We start from the raw sequence: 20668 nt of genomic DNA, 5'->3' as shown, positions 1-20668 counted from the left end.
GCCAGCCGTCCGGCTACACGGCCGGATCGCGACGAGTGGCGGCGACCACGCTCGGGAGGAACAGCGCGACGACGGCCACCACGGCCGGCGCCAGCAGCGCCCAGCCGATGTCGGGCACGGCGTACTGGCCCTGGAAGGCGCCGAGCGCCACGGCCATCATCACCAGCTGGATCGTCAGCGCCGACGCGCGCATCCAGCCACGCCGTCGCACGGCGCCGAGCGTCGTCGCGGCGGCCCAGCACACGGCGATCAGCGCGAGGACGACGATGGCGATCCCTCCGCCGACCGTGTCGGCCCGGGTCGTCAGCAGCTCGAGCACGAGCCACGCCGCGACCCCGGCCACGGCGAGCGTCTCGAGCGCCAGGACCGCGATCAGCACCACCAGACCGAGCGGCCGGGAGGCGGTCGGGCGGGGTCCGCGGGACCCGTTCGCGTCAGCGGTCACAGGCACATCCCATCCAGGACTCTTGATTCGGGCTCATCCCCGTGACAGGCTAGTCCAGTTCGTTTCACCGCTCACAGGGTCGTGGGTTTCCGCCGATGTGAACATCCGATCGCGCCGCGCCGTCAGGCACGGGGGCGAGCCGGATGACCAGCACTGGAGCCGGGTGGCCGACGCAGTGCTCGCGCATCGCGTCGAGTGCACCGGCAAGAACCGAGCGTTCTCCCGTCCACCACCCCGATCCACCCCGCGCTCCAGCACGGGGCCTCGTGGCGTGCGCGGGTGAGGGCGCGGAGGTCGAGTACTGGTCGGGATCGTCGGCGTGGATCGATCATCCCACCCGAACACTGCGTGGTTCCTCCACGCACGCCTTCACACAAGGAGCACCCGCATGGACTGGCGCGACAAGGCCGCTTGCCTCACCGCAGACCCCGAGCTTTTCTTCCCGGTCGGCAACACCGGCCCGGCCGTGGACCAGATCGAGAAGGCGAAGTCGGTGTGCGCACGCTGCACCGTCACCGAGGTCTGCCTCCAGTACGCCCTCGAGACCGGCCAGGACTCGGGCGTGTGGGGCGGCCTCAGCGAGGACGAGCGCCGAGCCCTGAAGCGCCGCGCCGCCCGCGCACGACGCGCCTCCTAGGCGCACGAGCCGCTCGGCGGCACGAACGACCCCGACCCCCGTCGCCTCTCGGCAGCGGGGGTCGCGTCGTCTCCGGGCTCAGGAGCGGGCGCGCTCCAGCCACCGCAGCGGCACCTCGATGGTGACCTCGGTGCCGCGCCCGACGAGCGTGTGCCAGTCGATGGTGCCGCCGAGCTCGCCCTGGATGAGCGTGCGCACGATCTGCGTGCCCAGGCCCGATCCGACCTTGCCCTCCGGCAGCCCGACGCCCGTGTCGCGCACCTTCACCGTGAGCTCGTCATCGCTGCGCGAGGCGACGATCTCCACGTCGCCCTCCCGTCCGGCCAGGCCGTGCTCGACGGCGTTGGTGACCAGCTCGGTCAGGGCGAGGGCGAGCGGAGTCGCGTACTCGCTGGGCAGATTGCCGAAGCTCCCCGTCAGCTTCGGGTGCACCGTGGTGTTGTGGGTCGAGGCGACCTCGGCGATCAGCAGCAGCACCCGGTCGAAGACCGCGTCGAAGTCGACGTTCTGGTTCAGCCCCTCCGAGAGCGTGTCGTGCACGACCGCGATGGCGGCGACGCGGCGCATCGCCTGCGTGAGCGCCTCCCGGGCGAGGTCGGAGTGGGTGCGCCTGGCCTGGATCCGCAGCAGCGAGGCCACGGTCTGCAGGTTGTTCTTCACGCGGTGGTGGATCTCGCGGATCGTCGCGTCCTTGGTGATGAGCTCCCGCTCCTGGTGGCGCAGCTCCGTCACGTCGCGGCACAGGACAACGGCGCCGACCCGCTCGCCGCGGTCGCGGATCGGGATCGCGCGCAGCGACACCGTCACTCCGCGGGCCTCGATGTCGGTGCGCCACGGCGCCCGGCCGGTCACGACCAGCGGGAGCGACTCGTCGATGACGACCTTCCCCGCGATCAGCTTCGTGGTGACCTCGGCGAGCGACTCCCCCTCGAGCTCGTCGGCGAAGCCGATGCGGTTGAACGCCGAGAGGGCGTTGGGGCTCGCGAACGTGGTGACGCCGTCGACGTCCAGGCGGATCAGTCCGTCGGACGCGCGCGGCGCCCCGCGACGAGGACCGGTCGGCGCGCCCAGGTCCGGGAAGTCGCCCGAGGCGATCATCGAGAAGAGGTCGTTCGCGCAGTCGTTGAACGTCAGCTCCTGCCGGCTCGGCGTGCGCGTCTCGCTGAGGTTGGTGTGGCGCGTGACGACCGCGATGGGGCGGTCCGTCGTCCCGCCGTCGGAGGCCCCCAGGCGGCGCAGGACGGGCACCGCGCGCACGCGGGTGGGCGTCTCCTCGAACCAGTCCGGGGCGGAGGTGTCGACGATCCGCGCGGTCTCGAACGCCTCGACGACCTGGGCGCGCCACTCCGACTTGATCCTCTGCCCGACGAAGTCGCGGTAGAAGAGCGTCGCCGCGCTGCTGGGGCGCGCGTGGGCGACGGCGACGAAGCTGTCGTCGGCCGTGGGCACCCAGAGCACGATGTCCGCGAAGGCCAGGTCGGCGAGCAGCTGCAGGTCGCCGACGAGCAGGTGCAGCCATTCGACGTCCGCTTCGTCGGATCGGCCGTGGGAGAGGACGAGGTCACTGAGGGTCGACACCCGACAAGCCTAGGGCGCGGCCGGGCGGCGCACGCCGGGCTCGCTGTCCACAGCTCGGGACGGCCGACGATTATCCACAGTCTGCGCCTCTGCCTTCCATGAGCATCCCTCGACTGCTTCGATGAGGTCGTCCTCGCGTGCCGACCCAGCGCGCCCCGCCCGTCGAGCAGAGAGGTGACCCGGACCCGTGAACAGCTCGTCCTGCCCCAGGAGATCGCCGCATGAGCCTTCCCCTCCACGCCTTCGACTACCGCACCCTCCCCCTCGACCCCGAGGCGGCCGTGGAGCGGCTCACCCTCGCGGAGTTCTTCGCTCCGCAGCCTGCGACCCGCGCGGAGCTGCCCGAACCGGAGCCCCTACTCGCCCGGCTCACGCACCTCGTGATCGAGATCCTCGAGGGCTCGCGCGAGATCGACCAGATCGCGCGGTGGCTGAGCGACGAGGTCTACCACCACCTGCAGAAGCGGGTCGTGCTCGCGGCCCGCGCCCGCAGCCTGCGGAAGCGGACGGCGCAGCGCGTCCCGTTCACGGTCGGACGGGTGATCGTCACGGAGCCGCGGGACGGTGTCGTCGAGGGAGTCGTGCTGGTGCATCACCGCGCACGGAGCCGGGCCGTCGCGATCCGGCTCGAAGGCACGGACGCGCGCTGGCGTGCCACCGCGATCAACGTGCTGTGAGGAACGGGTCAGCGCTCCGGGGCGGCCGCACCGGCCGGGAGCACGATCTCCACTCCCCTGTCGCGCAGGGCCTCCTCGAGCTCCGGGGGCGGCGGGGCGTCGGTGACGAGATGATCCGCGCGACCGAGCTCCGCGACCTCCTCGGGGACGGCTTCACCGGCGCCGACTACGACCGCGTCGGCGGACTCCCTCCCCAGCCCTGCTCGCAAGCGGTGTGCGCAGCGGTGGAGTCGGCGCTCGAGGCCAGCTGCGTCCCGGGGCTCGTCCTCGAGACGGACCGGCCGACGACGATCGGCCTCGGCGACACCTTCGCCGGCGGCTTCGTCTCGGCCCTCGCGCGCGGCGAGTCCTGACGGCGGGCGAGGCGGGGTCCGAGCCTCCGCAGGAACGCCGAAGGCCCCGGACACCCGCTGCTGCGGGACCGGGGCCGTCGGCGTCGTCCGGGGAGGACTCAGCGGCGCTTGGACTGCGCGCGTCGCTCCTCGCGGTTGGCGGGGGCGTCCGAGCCGCCCGGCTTCTGGCCGAAGGCGCCGGTCGTCGGAGTCTCCTCCGCGTCGCCCTCGGGGAGCGCCTTGCGGGCCTCCTCGGCGCGGGCCTTCGCGGTGGCCGCCTGCTGCACCTGTCCGCGCTGGTCGCGGACCTCGACGCCGCCGGTGTCGCTCGGAGCCGAGTAGCTGAGCTTCTCGGCCGGAGCGACCGGCTGAGCGAGGCCCTTGGCCGCGACTCCGGCGACCTCGCCCTGCTTCTGGGTCACCTCGACCTCGAGGTTGAAGAGGAAGCCGACGGTCTCCTCGCGGATCTGCCCCATCATCTGCTGGAACAGGGCGAAGCCCTCGCGCTGGTACTCGACCAGCGGGTCGCGCTGGGCCATCGCGCGCAGGCCGATGCCGTCCTTGAGGTAGTCCATCTCGTAGAGGTGGTCGCGCCAGCGGCGGTCGATCACCGAGAGCACGACACGGCGCTCGAGCTCGCGCATGGCGGGAGAGCCCAGCTGCTCCTCGCGGCGCTGGTAGGCGAGCTGCGCGTCCGAGAGGATCTCGCGGCGCATGAACTCCTTGTTGATGCGGCCGCGGCTGCCCGCCTCCTGCACCACCTCGTCGATGGTGAGGCTGATCGGGTACAGCGTCTTCAGCTCGGTCCAGAGGGCGTCGAAGTCCCAGTCGTCGCCGTTGCCGTCGCCGGTGTGCACCTCGAGGATCTCGTCGATCACGTCGACGAGGAACTTCTGGGTACGCTCGTGCAGGTCGTCGCCCTCGAGGATGTGGCGGCGGTCCGAGTAGATCGCCTCGCGCTGGCGGTTGAGGACGTCGTCGTACTTGAGGACGTTCTTGCGGATCTCGGCGTTGCGGGCCTCGACCTGCGACTGGGCGCTGCGGATGGCGCGCGAGACGACCTTCGACTCGATGGCGATGTCGTCCGGGACGTTGCCGCGGCCCATGAGCGCCTCGGCGGCGCCGGAGTTGAACAGGCGCATGAGGTCGTCGGTGAGCGAGAGGTAGAAGCGGCTCTCCCCCGGGTCGCCCTGGCGCCCCGAGCGTCCGCGGAGCTGGTTGTCGATGCGGCGCGACTCGTGGCGCTCGGTGCCGAGCACGTAGAGGCCGCCGGCGGCCTGGACCTTCTCGGCCTCCTCGCCCACCTTCTCCTTGACGGCGGCGAAGACCTCGTCCCACGCGGCCTCGTACTCCTCCGGAGTCTCGGAGGGGTTCAGGCCCTTGGCCGTCATCTCGGAGACCGCGAGGAACTCGGCGTTGCCGCCGAGCATGATGTCGGTGCCTCGACCGGCCATGTTGGTCGCGACGGTGACGGCGCCGAGGCGGCCGGCCTGGGCGACGATGGCCGCCTCCCGCGCGTGGTTCTTGGCGTTCAGGACCTCATGGCGCACGCCCTTCTTGGCGAGCAGGCGCGAGAGGTACTCGCTCTTCTCGACGCTGGTCGTGCCGACGAGGACCGGCTGCCCGGCCGCGTGGCGCTCCGCGATGTCCTCGACGACCTGGGCGAACTTGACCTGCTCGTTCTTGTAGACGAGGTCGGCGTTGTCGATCCGCTGCATCTTGCGGTTCGTCGGGATCGGGACGACGCCGAGCTTGTAGGTCGACATGAACTCGGCGGCCTCGGTCTCGGCCGTTCCGGTCATGCCGGAGAGCTTCGCGTAAAGGCGGAAGTAGTTCTGGAGCGTGACGGTCGCCAGGGTCTGGTTCTCGGCCTTGACCTGCACGCCCTCCTTCGCCTCGATGGCCTGGTGGATGCCCTCGTTGTAGCGGCGTCCGGCCAGGATGCGGCCGGTGTGCTCGTCGACGATCAGGACCTCGCCGTTCAGCACGACGTAGTCCTTGTCCTTCTTGAACAGCGCGCGCGCCTTGATGGCGTTGTTGAGGAACGAGATCAGCGGGGTGTTCGCCGACTCGTAGAGGTTGTCGATGCCGAGGTAGTCCTCGACCTTCTCGATGCCGGGCTCGAGGACGCCGACGGTGCGCTTCTTCTCGTCGACCTCGAAGTCCTCGCCCTCGTCGAGGCGCTTGGCGAGGTTGGCGAACTCCGCGAACCAGCGATTCGCCTCGCCCGAGGCCGGCCCGGAGATGATCAGCGGGGTGCGGGCCTCGTCGATGAGGATCGAGTCGACCTCGTCGACGATGGCGTAGAAGTGGCCGCGCTGGACCATGTCCTGCGCCTGCCACGCCATGTTGTCGCGGAGGTAGTCGAAGCCGAACTCGTTGTTCGTGCCGTAGGTGATGTCGGCCGAGTACTGCTCGCGGCGCTGCTCCGGGGTCTGGCCCGAGAGGATCACTCCGGTCGTCATGCCGAGGGCGCGGAACACGCGCCCCATCAGCTCGGACTGGTACGACGCGAGGAAGTCGTTGACCGTGACGATGTGCACGCCGCGGCTGGCGATCGCGTTGAGGTAGGCCGGAAGGGTCGCGACGAGCGTCTTGCCCTCTCCGGTCTTCATCTCGGCGATGTTGCCCAGGTGCAGGGCGGCGCCGCCCATGAGCTGCACGTCGAAGTGGCGGAGGCCGAGCGTCCGGCGCGAGGCCTCGCGGACGGCGGCGAACGCCTCCGGCAGCAGGTCGTCGAGGGACTCGCCGTTCGAGTAGCGCTCGCGCAGCTCGACGGTCTCGTTCTTCAGCTCCTCGTCGCTGAGGTGCGTGAAGTCCTCTTCGAGGGCGTTGACGGCCTTCGCGTAGTTCTCGAGGCGGCGGATGACCCGCCCCTCCCCGACGCGAAGGACCTTTTCGAGGACAGAGGCCACGGGGTACTCCAAAAAAGTAGAAGACAGGAGTCGCGCGCCGGAGCGCGGACCGCGACCAGCCTAGCCGGGGCGGGCGGCGAGCGGTCGGGGCGACGCGTCCGCCCTGGGCGGACTCCCTGCCTGGGCACGGGGAGGGCCCCGGAGCGGATGCTCCGGGGCCCGGGGTCGGATCTCAGCCGGCGGCCTGCTCGGCGAGCTCGTCGGCCTCGTCGCCGAGGCCGATCACGCCGTAGTCCCAGCCCTTGCGGCGGTAGACCACGCTCGGGCGGTTCGTGTCGGAGTCGATGAAGAGGTAGAAGTCGTGTCCGACCAGCTCCATGTAGTCGACGGCGTCGTCGACGGTCATCGAGACGGAGGCGAAGACCTTCTTGCGGATGACGACGGGGCAGTACGGCTCCTCGACCTCGTCCTCCACCGGCTCCGGCGCCTCCTGCACGGGGATGACGCCTGTGCTCAGCTGCTCCAGCACCGCCGCGTCGGCCGGCTGGATGGCGACGACGCTGAAGTCGTCGGCGGCCGCGTCGCGGAGCGAGGTCGGCCGATGCTGGCCCCGATGGACCTTCTTCCGGTCCTTGGCGCGTCTCACCCGTTCGAGCAGCCGGCCGATGGCGACGTCGAACGCCGCGTACTTGTCGGCTCCGCTCGCCTCGGCCCGGACCACGGGCCCCTTGCCGATCAGCGTCAGCTCCACGCGGTCGCCGCCGGCCGAGCCCTTGCCCTCGGCGTGCCTGCTCGCCTTGATCTCGAGTGCGAGAGCACGATCGGCGAGGTGCGCCACCTTGTCCGACTTCTCCGTCGCGTACGCGCGGAAGCGATCGGTGATGTCGATGTTGCGTCCTGTGATGTCGATGTCCATGACAACCTCCCAGTCGAGTACGGCGTGCCGCCTTTCTCCGGGGCGGACCGTTCACGCCGTGCCCCCACCGTAGACCCCGGCCACCGGATCGTCACCGGGAGTTCGTCCGGATTCTGCTGCTACGTTCCCTCCTCGTTGCGCGGTGCCGGCCAGGGCCGCCGCGGCCCGGACCGTCCCGCCGGCCGCACGCACGGCGCGCCGGAGCTCGAGCAGGGTCGCGCCGGAGGTGACCACGTCGTCGACGAGGACCACCGGCGGCCACGACGAGAGCGGACGGCGGGCGCGGAACGCCCCGTCGAGGTTGCCGCGCCGCTCGACGCGGCCGAGCCCGACCTGGTCGCGGACCATCCGCGACCGCCGGAGAGGACGCGCCGCCCGCCCTCCCGCCGCGGCGACCAGCTGCGCGACGGGATCGGCGCCCCGCCGCACGCGGCCGAGCCAGGAGCCGGGCGGGACGACCAGGATCCCGGGGCTGCCGGCGAGCGCCGCGCCGAGGGCCGGACGCAGCAGCGCGCCGAGCGGGGCGAGGCAGGCCGTCCGGCCCTCCTCCTTCAGCGCGACGACGAGGCGGCGCACCGTGCCCTCGTACGGGGCACCGGTGACGACGAGGAGCGGATCGTCCGGCGGCCCGACGACGCGGGTCAGCAGGCAGGCCGAGGCGGCCGCGTCGGCCGAGCAGTCCGGACAGGGCGCCCGGCTCGTCGGCTCTCCGCAGGCGGGGCACTCCAGCGGGAGGAGGACGGCGAGGGCGTCGAGCAGGTGATCGGAGAGCATGCCTCCACGTTCGCCGTCCGGGCCGCGGCGCGGTGGGTGGATCCGTCGGATCGGGACGATCCGCCTGCCCGACGCGCCTGGGGAGGAGCATCCGGAGCGCGCCGCCGTCGGAAGGGCTCGTCGCCGCCGACAGGACCGGTCAGGACCCCATGCCGGTCTGCGCCGCGAGCAGCCGGATGTCCGTCGCGGTCGTCTGCCAGGCCGAGCCCCGCTGCTGCCGGAGCTCCCCGCCCTCGGCGAGGATGCGGATCTGGGTCGAGGTGTTGCCCGCGGCGATCTGGACCGTGCCCGTCGTCGTGCCGAGCGCCGTGGCGCCTCCGCCGAGCAGGTTCATCGTGACGGCGTCCTCTCCCGTCGAGCCGCGGACGACCGACACCACATCGAGCTCGTCCGTCCAGGCCGCGGCGACCGCGGTCCCCAGAGTCGAGCGGAGGACGACCGGCTCGCCGACCGCCACCGGGTCGCCGTCCCGGGAGCGGGTGATGCCGGCCACCAGCACCGTCGCCTGCTGCCCGTCCTGGGCGAGCGCCAGCATCCGGGTGCCGTCGCGCGACACGGCGATCGAGGCGAGCGACTCGACCTCGCTCCAGGCCGTCGCGACCTGCATCGAGCGCGAGCCGTCCGCGGAGTACGCCACCAGCTGCCCGGGCGAGGCCGACGGCACCGACCAGACGTACCCGAGCGGATCGATGGACGGCGCGACGAGGCCCGACCGCGCGTCGAGGAGGACGTCGGCACCGTCGGGCTCCACGAGGCTCACGCCCGCGGCGGTGAGCACGGCGGCCGATGCGTCCGAGTCGGCCCCGCGCTGCTCGCCGAGGACCGCGGCCCGCGGCTGCAGCGCCTCGATCCGATCCGAGATCCCGAGGCCGGCCAGCCCGGAGGAGCCGAGGAATCCGAAAGCGTCGTCGGTCAGCACGAGCGGCCGGGTGTCGACGCGGGGCGAGGTCGGCAGCCCGGTGACCTCGGAGGGGACGTCGATCGGGTTCTGCTCGACGGAGAGCGCGACTCCGGTGACGTTCGAGACGTTCGCGAGGCTCCGGTTCAGCTGCAGCGCCATCAGCCGCCACTGCGCCGGATCGGCCTCGAGAGCGGCCGGGTTCAGGTCGACCACGGCGCGCTGCGACTCGACCGGGACGGTCTCGGCCGCCAGCGTCGTCCCGGTCGGGAAGGCCGACACGACGGCGGCGGAGTCCCGCAGCCACGGCGTGGGGCCGCGCAGCAGCTCGGTGACGATCGTGGTGCTGGTGGAGCTGTCGGCGCGCGAGGCGAACCAGCGCAGGTCCGGCACGAGGTACTGGTATCCGGGGTCGAAGAAGTAGAGCGCGTGCGTCGAGAAGACCTGCTCGAAGGTGGTGCGGTCGATCACCACGCCGCTCGGCGGCGCGCTGATGCGCCACTCGCCGTTCTCCTGGACGAAGCCGTAGTCGAGGGTCAGGCCGGCCGTGGTGGCGACGTCGGTGTAGACGCCCGTCGCGTCGACCTCGGCGACGGGCGTGATCGTCAGCGAGAGCGTGGATCCCGACTGCGGCGAGGCGGAGCGCTGGCCCTCGTCGACCGTCACGTGCTCGCCCGGCGTCCAGTCGGCTCCGGTGGAGAGGAACTCGCGGGCGATCTTGTAGTTGTTCTGCGGGCTCGACGCGGCGTCGATGAAGCCGGTCAGGATGTCGCGCTGCGACGCACCGACGGCGGGTCCCGACGGGAGGAAGTCGTATTGGAGGTCCTGCGGCGCGGTGTCGGGCCGTCCGACTCCGACGTCGCCGTCCCGCGGGATGCCGGCGCACCCGGCCAGCCCGAGCGCGAGCAGCGTGGCGGCCGCGGCGGCGCGGAGGACGCCGCGCCTCACGGGAGGACCCCCGCGGCCCCGACCGGAGGAGCCTGCAGCGGCGGGAGGACGATCGGGCCGCTGTAGGCCTGCTCGCCCGCGTCGACCGGGGGCAGCGGGAGCGGCGAGGCCTCGATCCGCTCGCCGCGGTGCCGGGGCACGGTCAGGCGGAAGCAGGCGCCGCGATCGGGCACGGACCAGACCTGCAGCCAGCCGTGGTGCAGGGCGGTGTCCTCCTGCGCGATGGAGAGGCCGAGGCCGGTGCCGCCGAGCGTGCGGCGGCGGGACGGATCGGCGCGCCAGAAGCGGTCGAAGACGCGCACCACCTCCTCGCTGCTCATGCCGTGCCCGTAGTCGCGCACGGCGAGGGCGACCGCGCTGGCGTTGCTGTCCACGGTGACGACGACCTCGCGGCCGTCGCCGTGCTCGATCGCGTTGCCCAGCAGGTTGCGGACGATCCGGCGGATGCGGCGCGGATCGAGGTCGGCGTCGAAGTAGCCGCCCGGGGCGGAGAGAGTGAGCCGGGAGCCGTTCGCCTCCGCGATCCCCCGCATCGCCTCGATCTCGTCGCCGGCCAGCTTCACCAGGTTGACCGGCTCGAGCTCGAGCTCGGCCGATCCCGCGTCGTGGCGGGAGATCTCGAGCAGGTCGGCGAGGAGGCTCTCGAAGCGGTCGATCTGGCTGTGCAGCAGCTCGACCGTGCGCTCGGCGACCGGGGCGAAGTCCTCGCGCTGGTCGTACAGCACGTCCCCGGCCAGCTTCATCGTCGTCAGCGGAGTCCGGAGCTCGTGCGAGACGTCCGAGACGAAGCGCTGCTGGACCTGGCTGAGCGTCGCGAGCTCGCTGATCCGGTCCTGCAGGCTGTCGGCCATGCCGTTGAAGGACCGGGCGAGTGTCGCGATCACGTCCTGGCCCCGCTCGGGTATCCGCACGTCGAAGTCGCCGGCGGCGAGGCGCTGGCTCGTCTCGGCCGCGACCCGGACCGGGGCGACGACGATCCGCACGACGACCCAGCTGACCGCTCCGATCAGCAGGATGAGCAGGATCCCCGCCACGTTGAGCACCTGCTGCACGAACTGGAGCGTGCGCTCCGCGTCCGCGAGGGAGTAGCCGATGTACAGCTCGTAGCGCCCGGCCGAGCTCGGCAGCTCGAGGGTCGAGCCGACGAGGATGCCGGGCTGCTGCTGACCGGAGGCGTCGAGCGTCACCGACTGCCAGTACTGCCCGTCGGAGCCCGCCTGCACCCGCTCGCGCAGCGCGTCGCTGATCACGCCGTTCTGCAGCTCGCGGTTGTAGATGTCCTGAGGCGCCAGCGAGGACGCCTCCTGGTCGGGCGAGCGCACGACGGCGATCAGCGCGGAGGAGGAGGCGTCCCGGACGGCGGTGCGCACCGAGCTCATCACCTCCTCCATGTCCTGGCGGGTGGAGACGGTGGCGGCGTCGAGGTATCCCTGCGCGGCCCGGGTCGCGCGCGACGTGTCGCCCGTGACCTGCGTCAGCCGTGACTGGAACAGGTTGTCGCTGATGCTGTACGAGAGGTAGACGCCGGTCGAGCCGATGGCGATGCCGCTGAGCAGGACCGTGATCGCGACCGCGCGGAACTGCAGCGACGTGCGCCACACCCCGAGCACGCGGCGGGGCCACCGGCGCACGTCGGGAGCGGCGAGGCGGGGCACGGTCAGCCCGGGAGGACGGCGCCGGCGCGGTAGCCGACGCCGCGCACGGTCATCACGATGCGGGGGTCGTCCGGGTCCTTCTCGACCTTGGCGCGCAGGCGCTGGACGTGCACGTTCACGAGGCGGGTGTCGGCCTTGTAGTGGTAGCCCCAGACCTGCTCGAGCAGCATCTCGCGGGTGAAGACCTGCTGGGGCTTGGAGGCGAGGGCGAGGAGGAGGTCGAACTCGAGCGGGGTCAGGCCGATGCGCGTCTCGCCGCGGCGGACCTCGTGGCCGGCGACGTCGAGGCTCAGGTCCCCGACCTGCAGCACCGCGTTCGCGGCGGCGGTGGCGGGACGCAGGCGCGTCCTGATCCGCGCGACGAGCTCCTTGGGGTCGAACGGCTTGACCATGTAGTCGTCGGCGCCGGACTCGAGGCCCTGCACGACGTCGGAGGTGTCGGACTTGGCCGTCAGCATGATGACGGGGACGCCGGACTCGGCGCGGATCGCGCGGCACACCTCGATCCCGTCGATCCCGGGCAGCATCAGGTCGAGCAGGACCAGGTCCGGCCGGGCCCGCCGGAAGGCCTCGAGGGCGCCTGAGCCGTCCGCGCAGAAGGAGACGTCGTACCCGTCGGCGCGCAGGACGATGCCGATCATCTCGGCCAGGGCGGCGTCGTCGTCGACCACCAGAATGCGCGCGCTCATCGGTCTGCTCTTCCTCGTCTCGGGTCGCGCCCGCCCACGGCGCGCACGGTGACCCGACCCAGGCTAACCGACGCACCTCTCCGTGGGCGGGGAGCGGGCTCTGCGGGCGAAGGGGGTCCGCTCGGGGGAGGACCCCGCCCGCACGCCTGTGACAGCATGGAGGGGATGACCGACGCAGCTCAGTGGCCCCCGCCCGCAGGGCGTCCGGACGACGCGGCCGTCCCGGCGCAGGACGGGGACCGGCGCAGGCCGCTGCCCGCTCCCGTCGCCCCGGCCTGGTCGCCCGCGCCGCCGAGCGCAGGCCCCGTACCACCCGGTCCCGCCGGGGGCTCCTGGTCGCCCGCCGGCGCCGGCCCCTGGTCGCCCGGACGCCCAGCGCCCGGCTGGACTCCCCCGCCCAAGCCCGGTCTCGTGCCGCTGCGCCCGCTCGGCTTCGGCACCCTGCTCGGCGCCCCGTTCCAGGTCCTCCGCCGCAGCCCCCGCACGACCCTGGGCGTCGCCCTGCTGGTGCAGGGCCTCGGGTCGGTGCTCGCCCTGGCGGTCTACGGCTTGATCGCGGTGCTCGCCGTCGGGCGCATCGCGCAGGCGGAGTCCGCCGACCGCGACGCCGTCGGCGCGGGCTCCCTCGCGGTCGTGGTCCTGGCCGCCCTCATCCCCCTCGCCGTCTCGCTCGCCAGCGGTGCCCTCGTGCAGGGCGTGGTCGTGCTCGAGGTCACCCGCGGCGTCCTCGGCGAGCGGGCGACGTTCCGACAGCTGCTCGCCCGGCTGCGGGGCCGCTTCTGGGCGCTGATCGGCTGGACGGTCCTGCAGGGCGTCGGCTACCTCCTCCTGGTGCTCCTCGCCGTGGCGCTCGCCGTGCCGCTGTTCGTCATCGGAGCGATGGACGGGACGTCGAGCGCGATCGTCGGCGGGATCCTGGTACTCGTCGGCTCCGGCCTGGTCGCCCTCGCGCTGGGGGTCTGGCTGTCGACGAAGCTCGCCCTGGTTCCGAGCCTGATCGTCGTCGAGCGGCTGCCGTTGCGCCGTGCGGTGGCGCGCTCCTGGCGGCTGGTGGCGGGCGGCTTCTGGCGCACCTTCGGCGCGCTCGCGCTGATGACCGTGATCATCCAGGTCGCCGGCCAGATCGTGGCCACGCCGTTCAGCCTGCTCATCCCGATCGCCGGCGCCCTGATCGCCCCGACCGACCCGGACGCGCAGCTCGTCACCTCGCTCGTGGTGACGATCGCCTCCGTCGCCGTGGGCTTCGTGATCGGCGCCGTCGGCACCGTGCTCCAGTCGGCCGTGACGGGCCTGGTCTACCTCGACCGACGGATGCGCCGCGAGGGCTTCGACCTGGTGCTGATGCGCCACGTCGAGGAGCGCGCGGCGGGCCGCCCCTCCCCCGATCCCTTCCCCGTGCCGGAGCGCCCGTGATCCTCGCCGCGGCCCCTCTCGAGCCCGACGCGGAGCAGGCGCGCCGACTCCTCCTCGAGGAGCTCGCCGACCCGCGCTACCGGGCGGCCGAGCCGACCCTCTTCGACCGGGTGGTGCAGGCGGTGCGCGACTGGTTCGCCTCCCTCACGCTGCAGGGCGACGGCCCGCCGGTGCCGATCGCCGCCGTGATCGGCGTGCTGGTGCTGGTGGCGCTCGTGGTCGCCGCGCTCGTCATCGCGGGACGGCCCCGCGCCGGTCGCCGCAGCACCGTCACGGGAGCGGTGCTCGCCGACGACGACACCCGCTCGGCCGCGATCCTCCGCTCGCTCGCCGAGGCCGCGGCCGCCCGCGGGGACTGGGACGAGGCGCTCGTCGAGCGCTTCCGCGCCCTGGTGCGCTCCCTCGACGAGCGGACCGTCCTGCGGGTCTCGCCCGGCACGACCGCGCTCGGCCTGGCGTCGCGCGCCTCTGCGGCCTTCCCCTCCTCCGCCGCCGCGCTGCGCCGCACGGCCGACGACTTCGACCGCGTGCGCTACCTCGGGCAGCCCTGCGGCCCGGCCGAGTACGAGCGGGTCGCGGCTCTGGACCGCGAGCTCGCCGCGGCCTCGCCGGTCCTGGACGCCCTGGCGGCGCCCCGGTGAGCGCCGACACGGTCTCCAGCCCGACCCTCGGCGCGCTGCTGCGCCGCGGACGGGTGTGGGTGCTCCTGCTCGTGATCGTCGCGGTCGGCACTCTGCTGCTCACCGTCGCGACCGGGACCCGGGTGGCCGCCCCGGACCTCGACGTCGACAGCGCGACCCCGGACGGCGCCCGCGCGCTCGCCCAGGTGCTGCGCGATCAGGGCGTCGAGGTCGTCCGCGCCGACGACCTGGACTCCGCTCTCGCCGCCTCCTCCCCGGACGCGACACTGCTCGTCGACGACCCGGACGTGGCCCTCGACGAGGCCCAGTACCGCCGGCTCGCCCGCGCCTCGGCCTCGCTCGTCCTGGTGACCCCGGGAGGAGCCGCGCTCGACGCCCTGCTGCCGGACGTCCGCTTCGCCGGCTCCCCGGCCGGCGACGGCCCCTTCCGCGCCGAGTGCCCGCTCCCGGCGGCCGAGCGCGCCGGGACGCTCCCCGCCGGAGGGAGCACGTACCGGATCCTCGACGACGGCGACGCGGTCGGCTGCTTCCCCTCGGGCGACGACGGCTTCCTGCTCGTGAGCACAGGGTTCCCGCAGGGCGCCGACGTCACCGCGATCGGCGACGCCGACCTCCTCCGCAACGGCACCATCGGCCAGGACGGCCGCGCCGCTCTCGCACTCGGACTGCTCGGCGGTGAGGACCGGCTGGTCTGGTACCGCGCCGGAGCCGCCGACTCGGCGAGCACCACCCCTGCACCCGCCGACCTCGCCCCCGGCTGGGTGACTCCGGCTCTCCTGCTGCTGGTGGCCGTGTTCGTCGCCTCCGCCGTATGGCGCGGCCGCCGGCTCGGCCCGCTCGCGGTCGAGCCGCTGCCGGTCGTCGTGCATGCGAGCGAGACGGCCCGCGGCCGCGCGCGGCTCTACGCGCGCGGAGCCCTGCGGCCCCGCGCCCTCGACGCACTGCGCATCGGCACCCTCCGGCGGACGGCCGCGCTCCTGGGACTCGCTCCGGCGACCGGGGTCGACGAGATCGTCGCCGTCGCCGCCGAGCGCCTCGGCCGCGATCAGGCCGCGCTGCGCCGTCTGCTCGTCGACGACCTGCCGGGCGACGACGCCGCCCTCGTCGCCGCCTCCGACGAGCTCCTCCGCTTCGAGAGCGCGCTCCGCGCCGCCCTCTCCCCGACGACCGCCCGACGACCGGAAGGCCCCTCCCGATGAGCGACACCACCCCCTCCGCCCGCGACGGAGCGCCGGTCTCCGACGACGACCTGCGCGCCGAGCTCGACCGGGTCCGCTCCGAGGTCGGCCGCGCGGTCGTCGGCCAGGACGGCGCCGTCTCCGGGCTCCTGATCGCCCTCCTCGCGGGCGGCCACGTCCTGCTCGAGGGCGTCCCCGGAGTCGCGAAGACGCTGCTCGTGCGCGCCCTGTCCGTCTCGCTCGGCCTCGACACCCGCCGGGTGCAGTTCACGCCGGACCTGATGCCCGGCGACATCACCGGCTCCCTCGTCTACGACGCCTCCACCTCCGGCTTCGCCTTCCGCGAGGGCCCGGTCTTCACGAACCTCCTGCTGGCGGACGAGATCAACCGCACGCCGCCGAAGACCCAGGCCGCGCTGCTCGAGGCGATGGAGGAGCGCCAGGTCAGCGTCGACGGGCGCACCCTGCCTCTGCCGGACCCGTTCCTCGTCGCCGCCACCCAGAACCCGGTGGAGTACGAGGGGACCTACGTGCTCCCGGAGGCCCAGCTGGACCGGTTCCTGCTCAAGCTCGTGCTCGACATCCCGCCGCGCGACGTCGAGGTGGAGGTGCTCTCGCGCCACGCCGCCGGCTTCGACCCGCGCGATCTCGACGCCGCGGGCGTGCGCCCCGTGCTCGACGCCGCTCGTCTGCGCGCCGCCCAGGCGTCGGCCCGGCGCGTCGGAGCCGGCCCCGACGTCCTCGGCTACATCGTCGACCTCGCCCGAGCCACCCGCGAGAGCCCGAGCGTCAAGCTCGGCACCAGCCCCCGCGGCTCGACCGCCCTGCTCGCGGCGTCCCGCGCCTGGGCCTGGCTCAACGGCTACGGCTCGATCACCCCCGACCACGTGCAGGCGATGGTCCTGCCCGTGCTGCGCCACCGCATCCAGCTGGAGCCGGAGGCGGAGCTCGAGGGCGTCCGCACCGAGGCCGTCCTGGGCGGGATCCTGCAGCAGGTCCGCGTCCCGGTCTGAGCCGTGCACCTCACCGGACGCAGCGTCCTCGTCCTCCTCGTCGGCCTGGTGCCGGTCGTCCTCCTGGGCGGCCGCCCCGAGGTCGCCTTCGCCGTGCTCGGCCTCTGGCTCCTGGCCTGGGCGGTCCTCGTCGGGATCGACGTCGCGGTCGCGGGCTCGCCCCGGGCCGTCGTGCTCGAGCGGCGGGTGCCGGACCGGGTGCGGCTCGGCGAGCGGGCCGAGGCGACCCTCCTGGTCACGAGCACCGGCCGCAGGAGGATCACGGGGGTCCTCCGCGACGCCTGGGAGCCCTCGGCCGGCGCCCTCGAGACCCGGTCGCCCCTGCGTCTGCCTCCGGGCGAGCGCCGCGCGGTGACCACGGTCCTGGAGCCGCTCCGCCGCGGCGAGCGCCGGGCACTCCACGTCACCATCCGCTCCCGCGGGCCGCTCGGGCTGGCCGGCCGCCAGGCGACGCGGGCCGCGCCGGCCGTCGTCCGGGTGCTGCCCGCCTTCCGCTCCCGTCGCCACCTGCCCTCGCGCCTGGCGCGGCTGCGCGAGCTGGAGGGGCGGACCAGCGTGATGATCCGCGGGCAGGGAACGGAGTTCGACAGCCTGCGCGAGTACGTCCGCGGCGACGACGTCCGCTCGCTCGACTGGCGGGCGACCGCGCGGCGCCGGGAGCCGGTCGTCCGCACCTGGCGCCCGGAGCGCGACCGGCGCGTGATCGTCGTTCTCGACACGGGCCGCACGTCCGCCGCTCGGATCGAGGACGAGCCGCGCCTGGACACGGCGATCGAGGCATCACTCCTTCTGGCGGCCCTCGCGGCCTCGGCCGGTGACCGGGTCGACGTGCTCGCGTTCGACCGCACCCGGCGAGCCCGCGTGCACGGCGCCACCGGCACGGAAGTGCTGACCCGCGTCGTGGACGCCCTCGCCCCCGTGCAGCCCCAGCTCATCGAGACCGACTGGGCGGCGGTCCCCGCGCAGGTGCGCACCCTGGCCTCCCAGCGCTCGCTGGTGGTCCTGCTCACAGCGCTCGACTCGGTCGGCTCGGCGGAGGGGCTCCTCGCGGTGCTACCGCAGCTCACTCGCGTGCACACGGTCGTGGTCGCCTGCGCACTCGACCCCGAGCTGCAGCGGATGGCGGAGGACCGGAGCGACCGGGCCGCGGTCTACTCCGCCGCCGCCGCCGAGCGCTCGCTCGCGGACGTCGACCGGCTCTCGGCCGCCGTCCGCCGTCTCGGCGGGGACGTCGTGCTCGGCAGCCCCTCCGCTCTCCCGCCGGCGCTCGCGGACCGCTACCTCGCCCTCAAGGCGACCGGACGGCTCTGACCTGCGAGAGGGGCCGTCGCCGCTCCCGGGAGCGCGACTCGACGGCCGTGCTCGTCCGGCTCGGCTCAGCCGGCCGCGATGCTGCGCGACCCCGCCTCGAACCGGTCGAGGTCGCCCGTCTCCCCCGCCCGCACCGCGCGCCCGCCGACGACGATCATGTAGAAGAGGAACGCGCCGAGGGCGAGCGCCCCGATCCCGATCTTGAGCCACCAGGGCCAGGGCGCCGGAGTGACGAACCCCTCGATCACGCCCGAGACGAGCAGCACGAAGACCAGGCCGATCGCCACCGTGAACAGGCTCCGCGCGTCCTCGGCGAGCGCCTGGCCGCGGGTGCGCGCGCCGGGAGCGATCCAGGCCCAGAAGATCCGCAGGCCCGCGGCCGCGGCGACGAACACGGCCGTCAGCTCGAGCTGTCCGTGCGGCGCGATGTAGAGGAAGAACGTGTCGCCCTCCCCCACATGGAACATCACCGCGATCGACGTGCCGAGGTTCTGCGCGTTCTGCAGCAGGATGTACGGCACGTAGACGCCGACGATCCCGAAGGCCACGCACTGCGCCGCAATCCAGGCGTTGTTGGTCCAGACCTGCCCGGCGAACGAGGCGGCGGGGTTCTCGGAGTAGTAGTCGATGAAGTCGCCCCGGGCGAAGCGCCGCAGCTCCTCGTCGTCGCCCAGCGCGGCGAGCAGGCGCGGGTCGCCGAGGATCCAGAGCGCGTAGAGCGTCGCCACCACCGCGGTCGCGAGGGCGACGGCGAGCGTCAGCCAGCGCAGCCGGTGCAGAGCGGCCGGGAGCGAGAGGACGACGAAGCGGGAGACCGCGGCGAGCGGCTCGTCTCGCGTGCCGGTCAGGCGTCCCCGAGCCCGCGAGAGCGAGACGGCGAGCCGCGTGCCGACGGCCGTCGATCCGGCGGTGGAGGAGATCGTGGCGAGGTCCGCGGATGCCGCCTGGTAGCGCTCGATCAGCTCGTCCGCCTCGGCTCCGGTCAGGCGGCGCCTGCGCGAGAGCTCGTCGAGGCGGGTCCACTGCGCAGTGCGGGCGGCCGAGAGAGCGTCGATGTCCATCTCCTGACAGGATAGCCAGGCACGCCGCCGAGGCCGAGCATCCGGGAGGAGCACCGTGGAGGAGCAGCGCACCGAGTTCGACGACGCCGACCTGATCACCGGCGAGGCGATCGCGCTCGAGGTGCCCGTCACCTCCTTCGTGCTCCGCGCGGTCGGCGCGATCATCGACCTGATCGCGGAGCTCCTGCTCGCGCTGGGCCTGTTCCTGCTGGTCTCCTCCCTCTCCGGGGACGGCGGCCTGGACCCCGCCGCCTCGGCCGCCGTGGCGATCGCGGCCCTCGTCATCGCCGTGGTGATCGTGCCGGTCACCGTCGAGACGGCCAGTCGCGGCCGCTCGCTCGGGAAGCTCACCGTCGGCGCTCGCGTCGTCCGCGACGACGGCGGTTCCATCGGCTTCCGGCACGCCCTCGTGCGCGGCCTCACCGGCGTCCTCGAGATCCTGATGACCTTCGGCGGGCTCGCCGCGGTCGTCGGCCTCCTCTCGCGCCGATCGCGCCGTCTCGGCGACGTCCTCGCGGGCACGCACAGCCAGCTCGAGCGCGTTCCCCGCGCGGAGCCGCTGGTCGTCGAGATCCCGGAGCCGCTGCGGGGCTGGGCCGTCACGGCGGACACCGCGCGCCTCCCCGACGCCCTGGCGCGCCGACTGGCGCAGTTCCTCCGTCAGCGCCACGGCATGACGGAGCCGTCGCGCTCGCAGCTCGCCGCCGCGCTGGCCGACGAGACCGCGGTCCACGTCTCCCCGCTGCCCGCCGCGCCCGCGGAGGACTTCCTCCTCGCCGTGGCCGCACTCCGCCGGGCGCGGGAGGAGCGCGCCCTGCTCCTGTCCGACCAGCGCCTCGAGCGGCTGGCCCCCGTGCTCTCGAGCACGCCGCGCGGCTTCCCCGAGCGGCCCTGACGCGCGCGGCAGCGGCCTAGGCGGGCCCCGCGCCGTAGCGGACGGTCTCCCAGCCGCGCGGGACGAGGAGCCGCCGGTCGTGCTCGGCGCAGAGGTCGTAGCCGTGCGGATCCGGCGCAGGACTCAGCGGCCCGACCGCCACCAGCGAGTCGCGGTAGTCGTAGGTCAGCGTGACGACGGCCTGCGCACGGCAGCCCGTCCGCGAGCAGTGCCGTCCGGTCATCGCCGCCCACAGTAGCAATAGGCTGGAGCCATGCCCCGTGCTCGTCGTTCCGCCGCTCGCCCGACGAGCGGGTCGCGCGGAGGCTCCCGCGACCGGCACGGCCGCGGCGCACGAGGGCCGATCACCGGTCCGCACCTCCCCCTGCTGCAGACCCGCTCCGACTTCTTCGAGGCGACGATCGGCTCGGCCTTCGACTACCTCCGCGGCACCTGGCCGGAGGAGCTCGCCGGCATCCGCGTCGACGTCGCGGCGACTCCCGACGTCGACCCCGACCGGCTGCAGGGCACGGGCATCGCGCGGTGGCGCGTCGACCACGCCGCGCGCCGCATCACGCTCTACCGCGTGCCGATCGAGCGCCTGGCGAAGCTGCACCGCCGCGACGAGTGGCACCAGCGCATGCTGATCGAGAGCTACGTGTTCCGCGCCGTCGCGGAGCTGCTCGGCCGCGACCCGTGGGACATCTCCCCGGACCGCTACCGGCACCCCTGAGGCGCCGGCAGCTCTGAGGCGCCGGGACCGCTGAGGCGCC

The 20668-nt window shown here is 73.6% G+C and carries 20 protein-coding genes; 10 read left to right on the top strand and 10 right to left on the bottom strand.

Annotated features, from left to right (window positions below; all coding sequences use genetic code 11):
• Positions 1-13: 13 nt before the first annotated feature.
• Positions 14-445: a hypothetical protein gene (locus C5D04_RS02285; RefSeq protein ID WP_104255262.1), complete on the bottom strand. Its 432-nt coding sequence runs from the start codon at positions 443-445 to the stop codon at positions 14-16.
• 388 nt (positions 446-833) lie between these two features.
• Here C5D04_RS02285 and C5D04_RS02280 point away from each other — a divergent pair, with 388 nt between their 5' ends.
• Entirely contained in the window at positions 834-1082 is a 249-nt protein-coding gene (locus C5D04_RS02280) for a WhiB family transcriptional regulator (protein WP_055788231.1), read from the top strand.
• A gap of 78 nt (positions 1083-1160) precedes the next feature.
• On the opposite strand, the gene C5D04_RS02275 is transcribed toward C5D04_RS02280, so the two are convergent.
• On the bottom strand, positions 1161-2660 hold the full coding sequence (locus C5D04_RS02275) for a sensor histidine kinase (protein ID WP_104224128.1): 1500 nt from the start codon (positions 2658-2660) through the stop codon (positions 1161-1163).
• 221 nt (positions 2661-2881) lie between these two features.
• Here C5D04_RS02275 and C5D04_RS02270 point away from each other — a divergent pair, with 221 nt between their 5' ends.
• A complete protein-coding gene (locus C5D04_RS02270; RefSeq protein ID WP_219812255.1) occupies positions 2882-3337 on the top strand; it encodes an Rv3235 family protein in 456 nt (151 codons plus the stop codon).
• A gap of 110 nt (positions 3338-3447) precedes the next feature.
• Entirely contained in the window at positions 3448-3690 is a 243-nt protein-coding gene (locus tag C5D04_RS02265) for a carbohydrate kinase family protein (protein WP_146087826.1), read from the top strand.
• Positions 3691-3788: 98 nt separating this feature from the next.
• On the opposite strand, the gene secA is transcribed toward C5D04_RS02265, so the two are convergent.
• The 6 genes from secA to mtrA form a co-directional block, all read right to left on the bottom strand.
• The gene (secA, locus tag C5D04_RS02260) at positions 3789-6584 is read right to left on the bottom strand and encodes a preprotein translocase subunit SecA (RefSeq protein ID WP_104347159.1); all 2796 of its coding nucleotides are present in this window, start codon (positions 6582-6584) and stop codon (positions 3789-3791) included.
• A 172-nt stretch (positions 6585-6756) separates the two neighbouring features.
• The gene (gene hpf, locus C5D04_RS02255) at positions 6757-7440 is read right to left on the bottom strand and encodes a ribosome hibernation-promoting factor, HPF/YfiA family (RefSeq protein ID WP_104224131.1); all 684 of its coding nucleotides are present in this window, start codon (positions 7438-7440) and stop codon (positions 6757-6759) included.
• A 51-nt stretch (positions 7441-7491) separates the two neighbouring features.
• Positions 7492-8214, bottom strand: a complete 723-nt coding sequence (locus tag C5D04_RS02250) for a ComF family protein (protein ID WP_104347158.1) — start codon at positions 8212-8214, stop codon at positions 7492-7494.
• A gap of 139 nt (positions 8215-8353) precedes the next feature.
• A complete protein-coding gene (locus tag C5D04_RS18100) occupies positions 8354-10060 on the bottom strand; it encodes an LpqB family beta-propeller domain-containing protein (protein WP_104347157.1) in 1707 nt (568 codons plus the stop codon).
• Positions 10057-11715 carry an MtrAB system histidine kinase MtrB gene (gene mtrB / locus C5D04_RS02240; RefSeq protein ID WP_244229464.1) on the bottom strand — a complete coding sequence of 553 codons (1659 nt, stop codon included), beginning with the start codon at positions 11713-11715 and terminating at the stop codon, positions 10057-10059. Before mtrB ends, C5D04_RS18100 begins: the two co-directional genes overlap by 4 nt.
• A gap of 2 nt (positions 11716-11717) precedes the next feature.
• Positions 11718-12404 (bottom strand): MtrAB system response regulator MtrA, encoded by a 687-nt coding sequence (gene mtrA / locus C5D04_RS02235; protein ID WP_104224133.1) that lies wholly within the window; start codon positions 12402-12404, stop codon positions 11718-11720.
• A gap of 165 nt (positions 12405-12569) precedes the next feature.
• Between mtrA and C5D04_RS02230 the strand changes: the two genes are divergently transcribed.
• From C5D04_RS02230 to C5D04_RS02210, 5 genes are read left to right on the top strand one after another with little or no spacing between them, the layout of a single operon-like run.
• Complete coding sequence (locus tag C5D04_RS02230) at positions 12570-13817, top strand: hypothetical protein (protein WP_146078410.1); 1248 nt, start codon at positions 12570-12572, stop codon at positions 13815-13817.
• A complete protein-coding gene (locus C5D04_RS02225; RefSeq protein WP_104232800.1) occupies positions 13814-14458 on the top strand; it encodes a DUF4129 domain-containing protein in 645 nt (214 codons plus the stop codon). Before C5D04_RS02230 ends, C5D04_RS02225 begins: the two co-directional genes overlap by 4 nt.
• Positions 14455-15657 (top strand): DUF4350 domain-containing protein, encoded by a 1203-nt coding sequence (locus tag C5D04_RS02220; RefSeq protein ID WP_104225485.1) that lies wholly within the window; start codon positions 14455-14457, stop codon positions 15655-15657. Before C5D04_RS02225 ends, C5D04_RS02220 begins: the two co-directional genes overlap by 4 nt.
• The gene (locus C5D04_RS02215; RefSeq protein ID WP_104224137.1) at positions 15654-16649 is read left to right on the top strand and encodes a MoxR family ATPase; all 996 of its coding nucleotides are present in this window, start codon (positions 15654-15656) and stop codon (positions 16647-16649) included. The genes C5D04_RS02220 and C5D04_RS02215 overlap by 4 nt, the downstream gene beginning before the upstream one ends.
• 3 nt (positions 16650-16652) lie before the next feature.
• Positions 16653-17960: a DUF58 domain-containing protein gene (locus tag C5D04_RS02210; RefSeq protein WP_104347156.1), complete on the top strand. Its 1308-nt coding sequence runs from the start codon at positions 16653-16655 to the stop codon at positions 17958-17960.
• A 65-nt stretch (positions 17961-18025) separates the two neighbouring features.
• Here C5D04_RS02210 and C5D04_RS02205 read toward each other — a convergent pair whose 3' ends face one another.
• Positions 18026-19021: a stage II sporulation protein M gene (locus tag C5D04_RS02205; protein WP_104224139.1), complete on the bottom strand. Its 996-nt coding sequence runs from the start codon at positions 19019-19021 to the stop codon at positions 18026-18028.
• A 55-nt stretch (positions 19022-19076) separates the two neighbouring features.
• On the opposite strand from C5D04_RS02205, the gene C5D04_RS02200 reads away from it, so the two are divergent.
• The gene (locus C5D04_RS02200) at positions 19077-19916 is read left to right on the top strand and encodes an RDD family protein (RefSeq protein ID WP_244230605.1); all 840 of its coding nucleotides are present in this window, start codon (positions 19077-19079) and stop codon (positions 19914-19916) included.
• Between the two features lie 16 nt (positions 19917-19932).
• On the opposite strand, the gene C5D04_RS02195 is transcribed toward C5D04_RS02200, so the two are convergent.
• Positions 19933-20139 carry a DUF3499 family protein gene (locus C5D04_RS02195; protein WP_104224141.1) on the bottom strand — a complete coding sequence of 69 codons (207 nt, stop codon included), beginning with the start codon at positions 20137-20139 and terminating at the stop codon, positions 19933-19935.
• A 30-nt stretch (positions 20140-20169) separates the two neighbouring features.
• On the opposite strand from C5D04_RS02195, the gene C5D04_RS02190 reads away from it, so the two are divergent.
• Positions 20170-20628 (top strand): metallopeptidase family protein, encoded by a 459-nt coding sequence (locus C5D04_RS02190; RefSeq protein ID WP_104224142.1) that lies wholly within the window; start codon positions 20170-20172, stop codon positions 20626-20628.
• Positions 20629-20668: the final 40 nt, after the last annotated feature.

Source organism: Rathayibacter sp. AY1D2 (assembly GCF_002932695.1).
Classification (GTDB): Bacteria; Actinomycetota; Actinomycetes; order Actinomycetales; family Microbacteriaceae; genus Rathayibacter.
This window is presented reverse-complemented; position numbering and strand designations above follow the sequence as displayed.

Excerpts from the sequence above, each read along its gene's own strand:
- C5D04_RS02280 (WP_055788231.1), top strand. The coding sequence starts at position 834 with ATGGACTGGCGCGACAAGGCCGCTTGCCTCACCGCAGACCCCGAGCTT.
- C5D04_RS02270 (WP_219812255.1), top strand. The coding sequence starts at position 2,882 with ATGAGCCTTCCCCTCCACGCCTTCGACTACCGCACCCTCCCCCTCGAC.
- C5D04_RS02265 (WP_146087826.1), top strand. The coding sequence starts at position 3,448 with ATGATCCGCGCGACCGAGCTCCGCGACCTCCTCGGGGACGGCTTCACC.
- hpf (WP_104224131.1), bottom strand. The coding sequence starts at position 7,440 with ATGGACATCGACATCACAGGACGCAACATCGACATCACCGATCGCTTC.
- C5D04_RS02250 (WP_104347158.1), bottom strand. The coding sequence starts at position 8,214 with ATGCTCTCCGATCACCTGCTCGACGCCCTCGCCGTCCTCCTCCCGCTG.
- mtrA (WP_104224133.1), bottom strand. The coding sequence starts at position 12,404 with ATGAGCGCGCGCATTCTGGTGGTCGACGACGACGCCGCCCTGGCCGAG.
- C5D04_RS02230 (WP_146078410.1), top strand. The coding sequence starts at position 12,570 with ATGACCGACGCAGCTCAGTGGCCCCCGCCCGCAGGGCGTCCGGACGAC.
- C5D04_RS02215 (WP_104224137.1), top strand. The coding sequence starts at position 15,654 with ATGAGCGACACCACCCCCTCCGCCCGCGACGGAGCGCCGGTCTCCGAC.
- C5D04_RS02205 (WP_104224139.1), bottom strand. The coding sequence starts at position 19,021 with ATGGACATCGACGCTCTCTCGGCCGCCCGCACTGCGCAGTGGACCCGC.
- C5D04_RS02195 (WP_104224141.1), bottom strand. The coding sequence starts at position 20,139 with ATGACCGGACGGCACTGCTCGCGGACGGGCTGCCGTGCGCAGGCCGTC.
- C5D04_RS02190 (WP_104224142.1), top strand. The coding sequence starts at position 20,170 with ATGCCCCGTGCTCGTCGTTCCGCCGCTCGCCCGACGAGCGGGTCGCGC.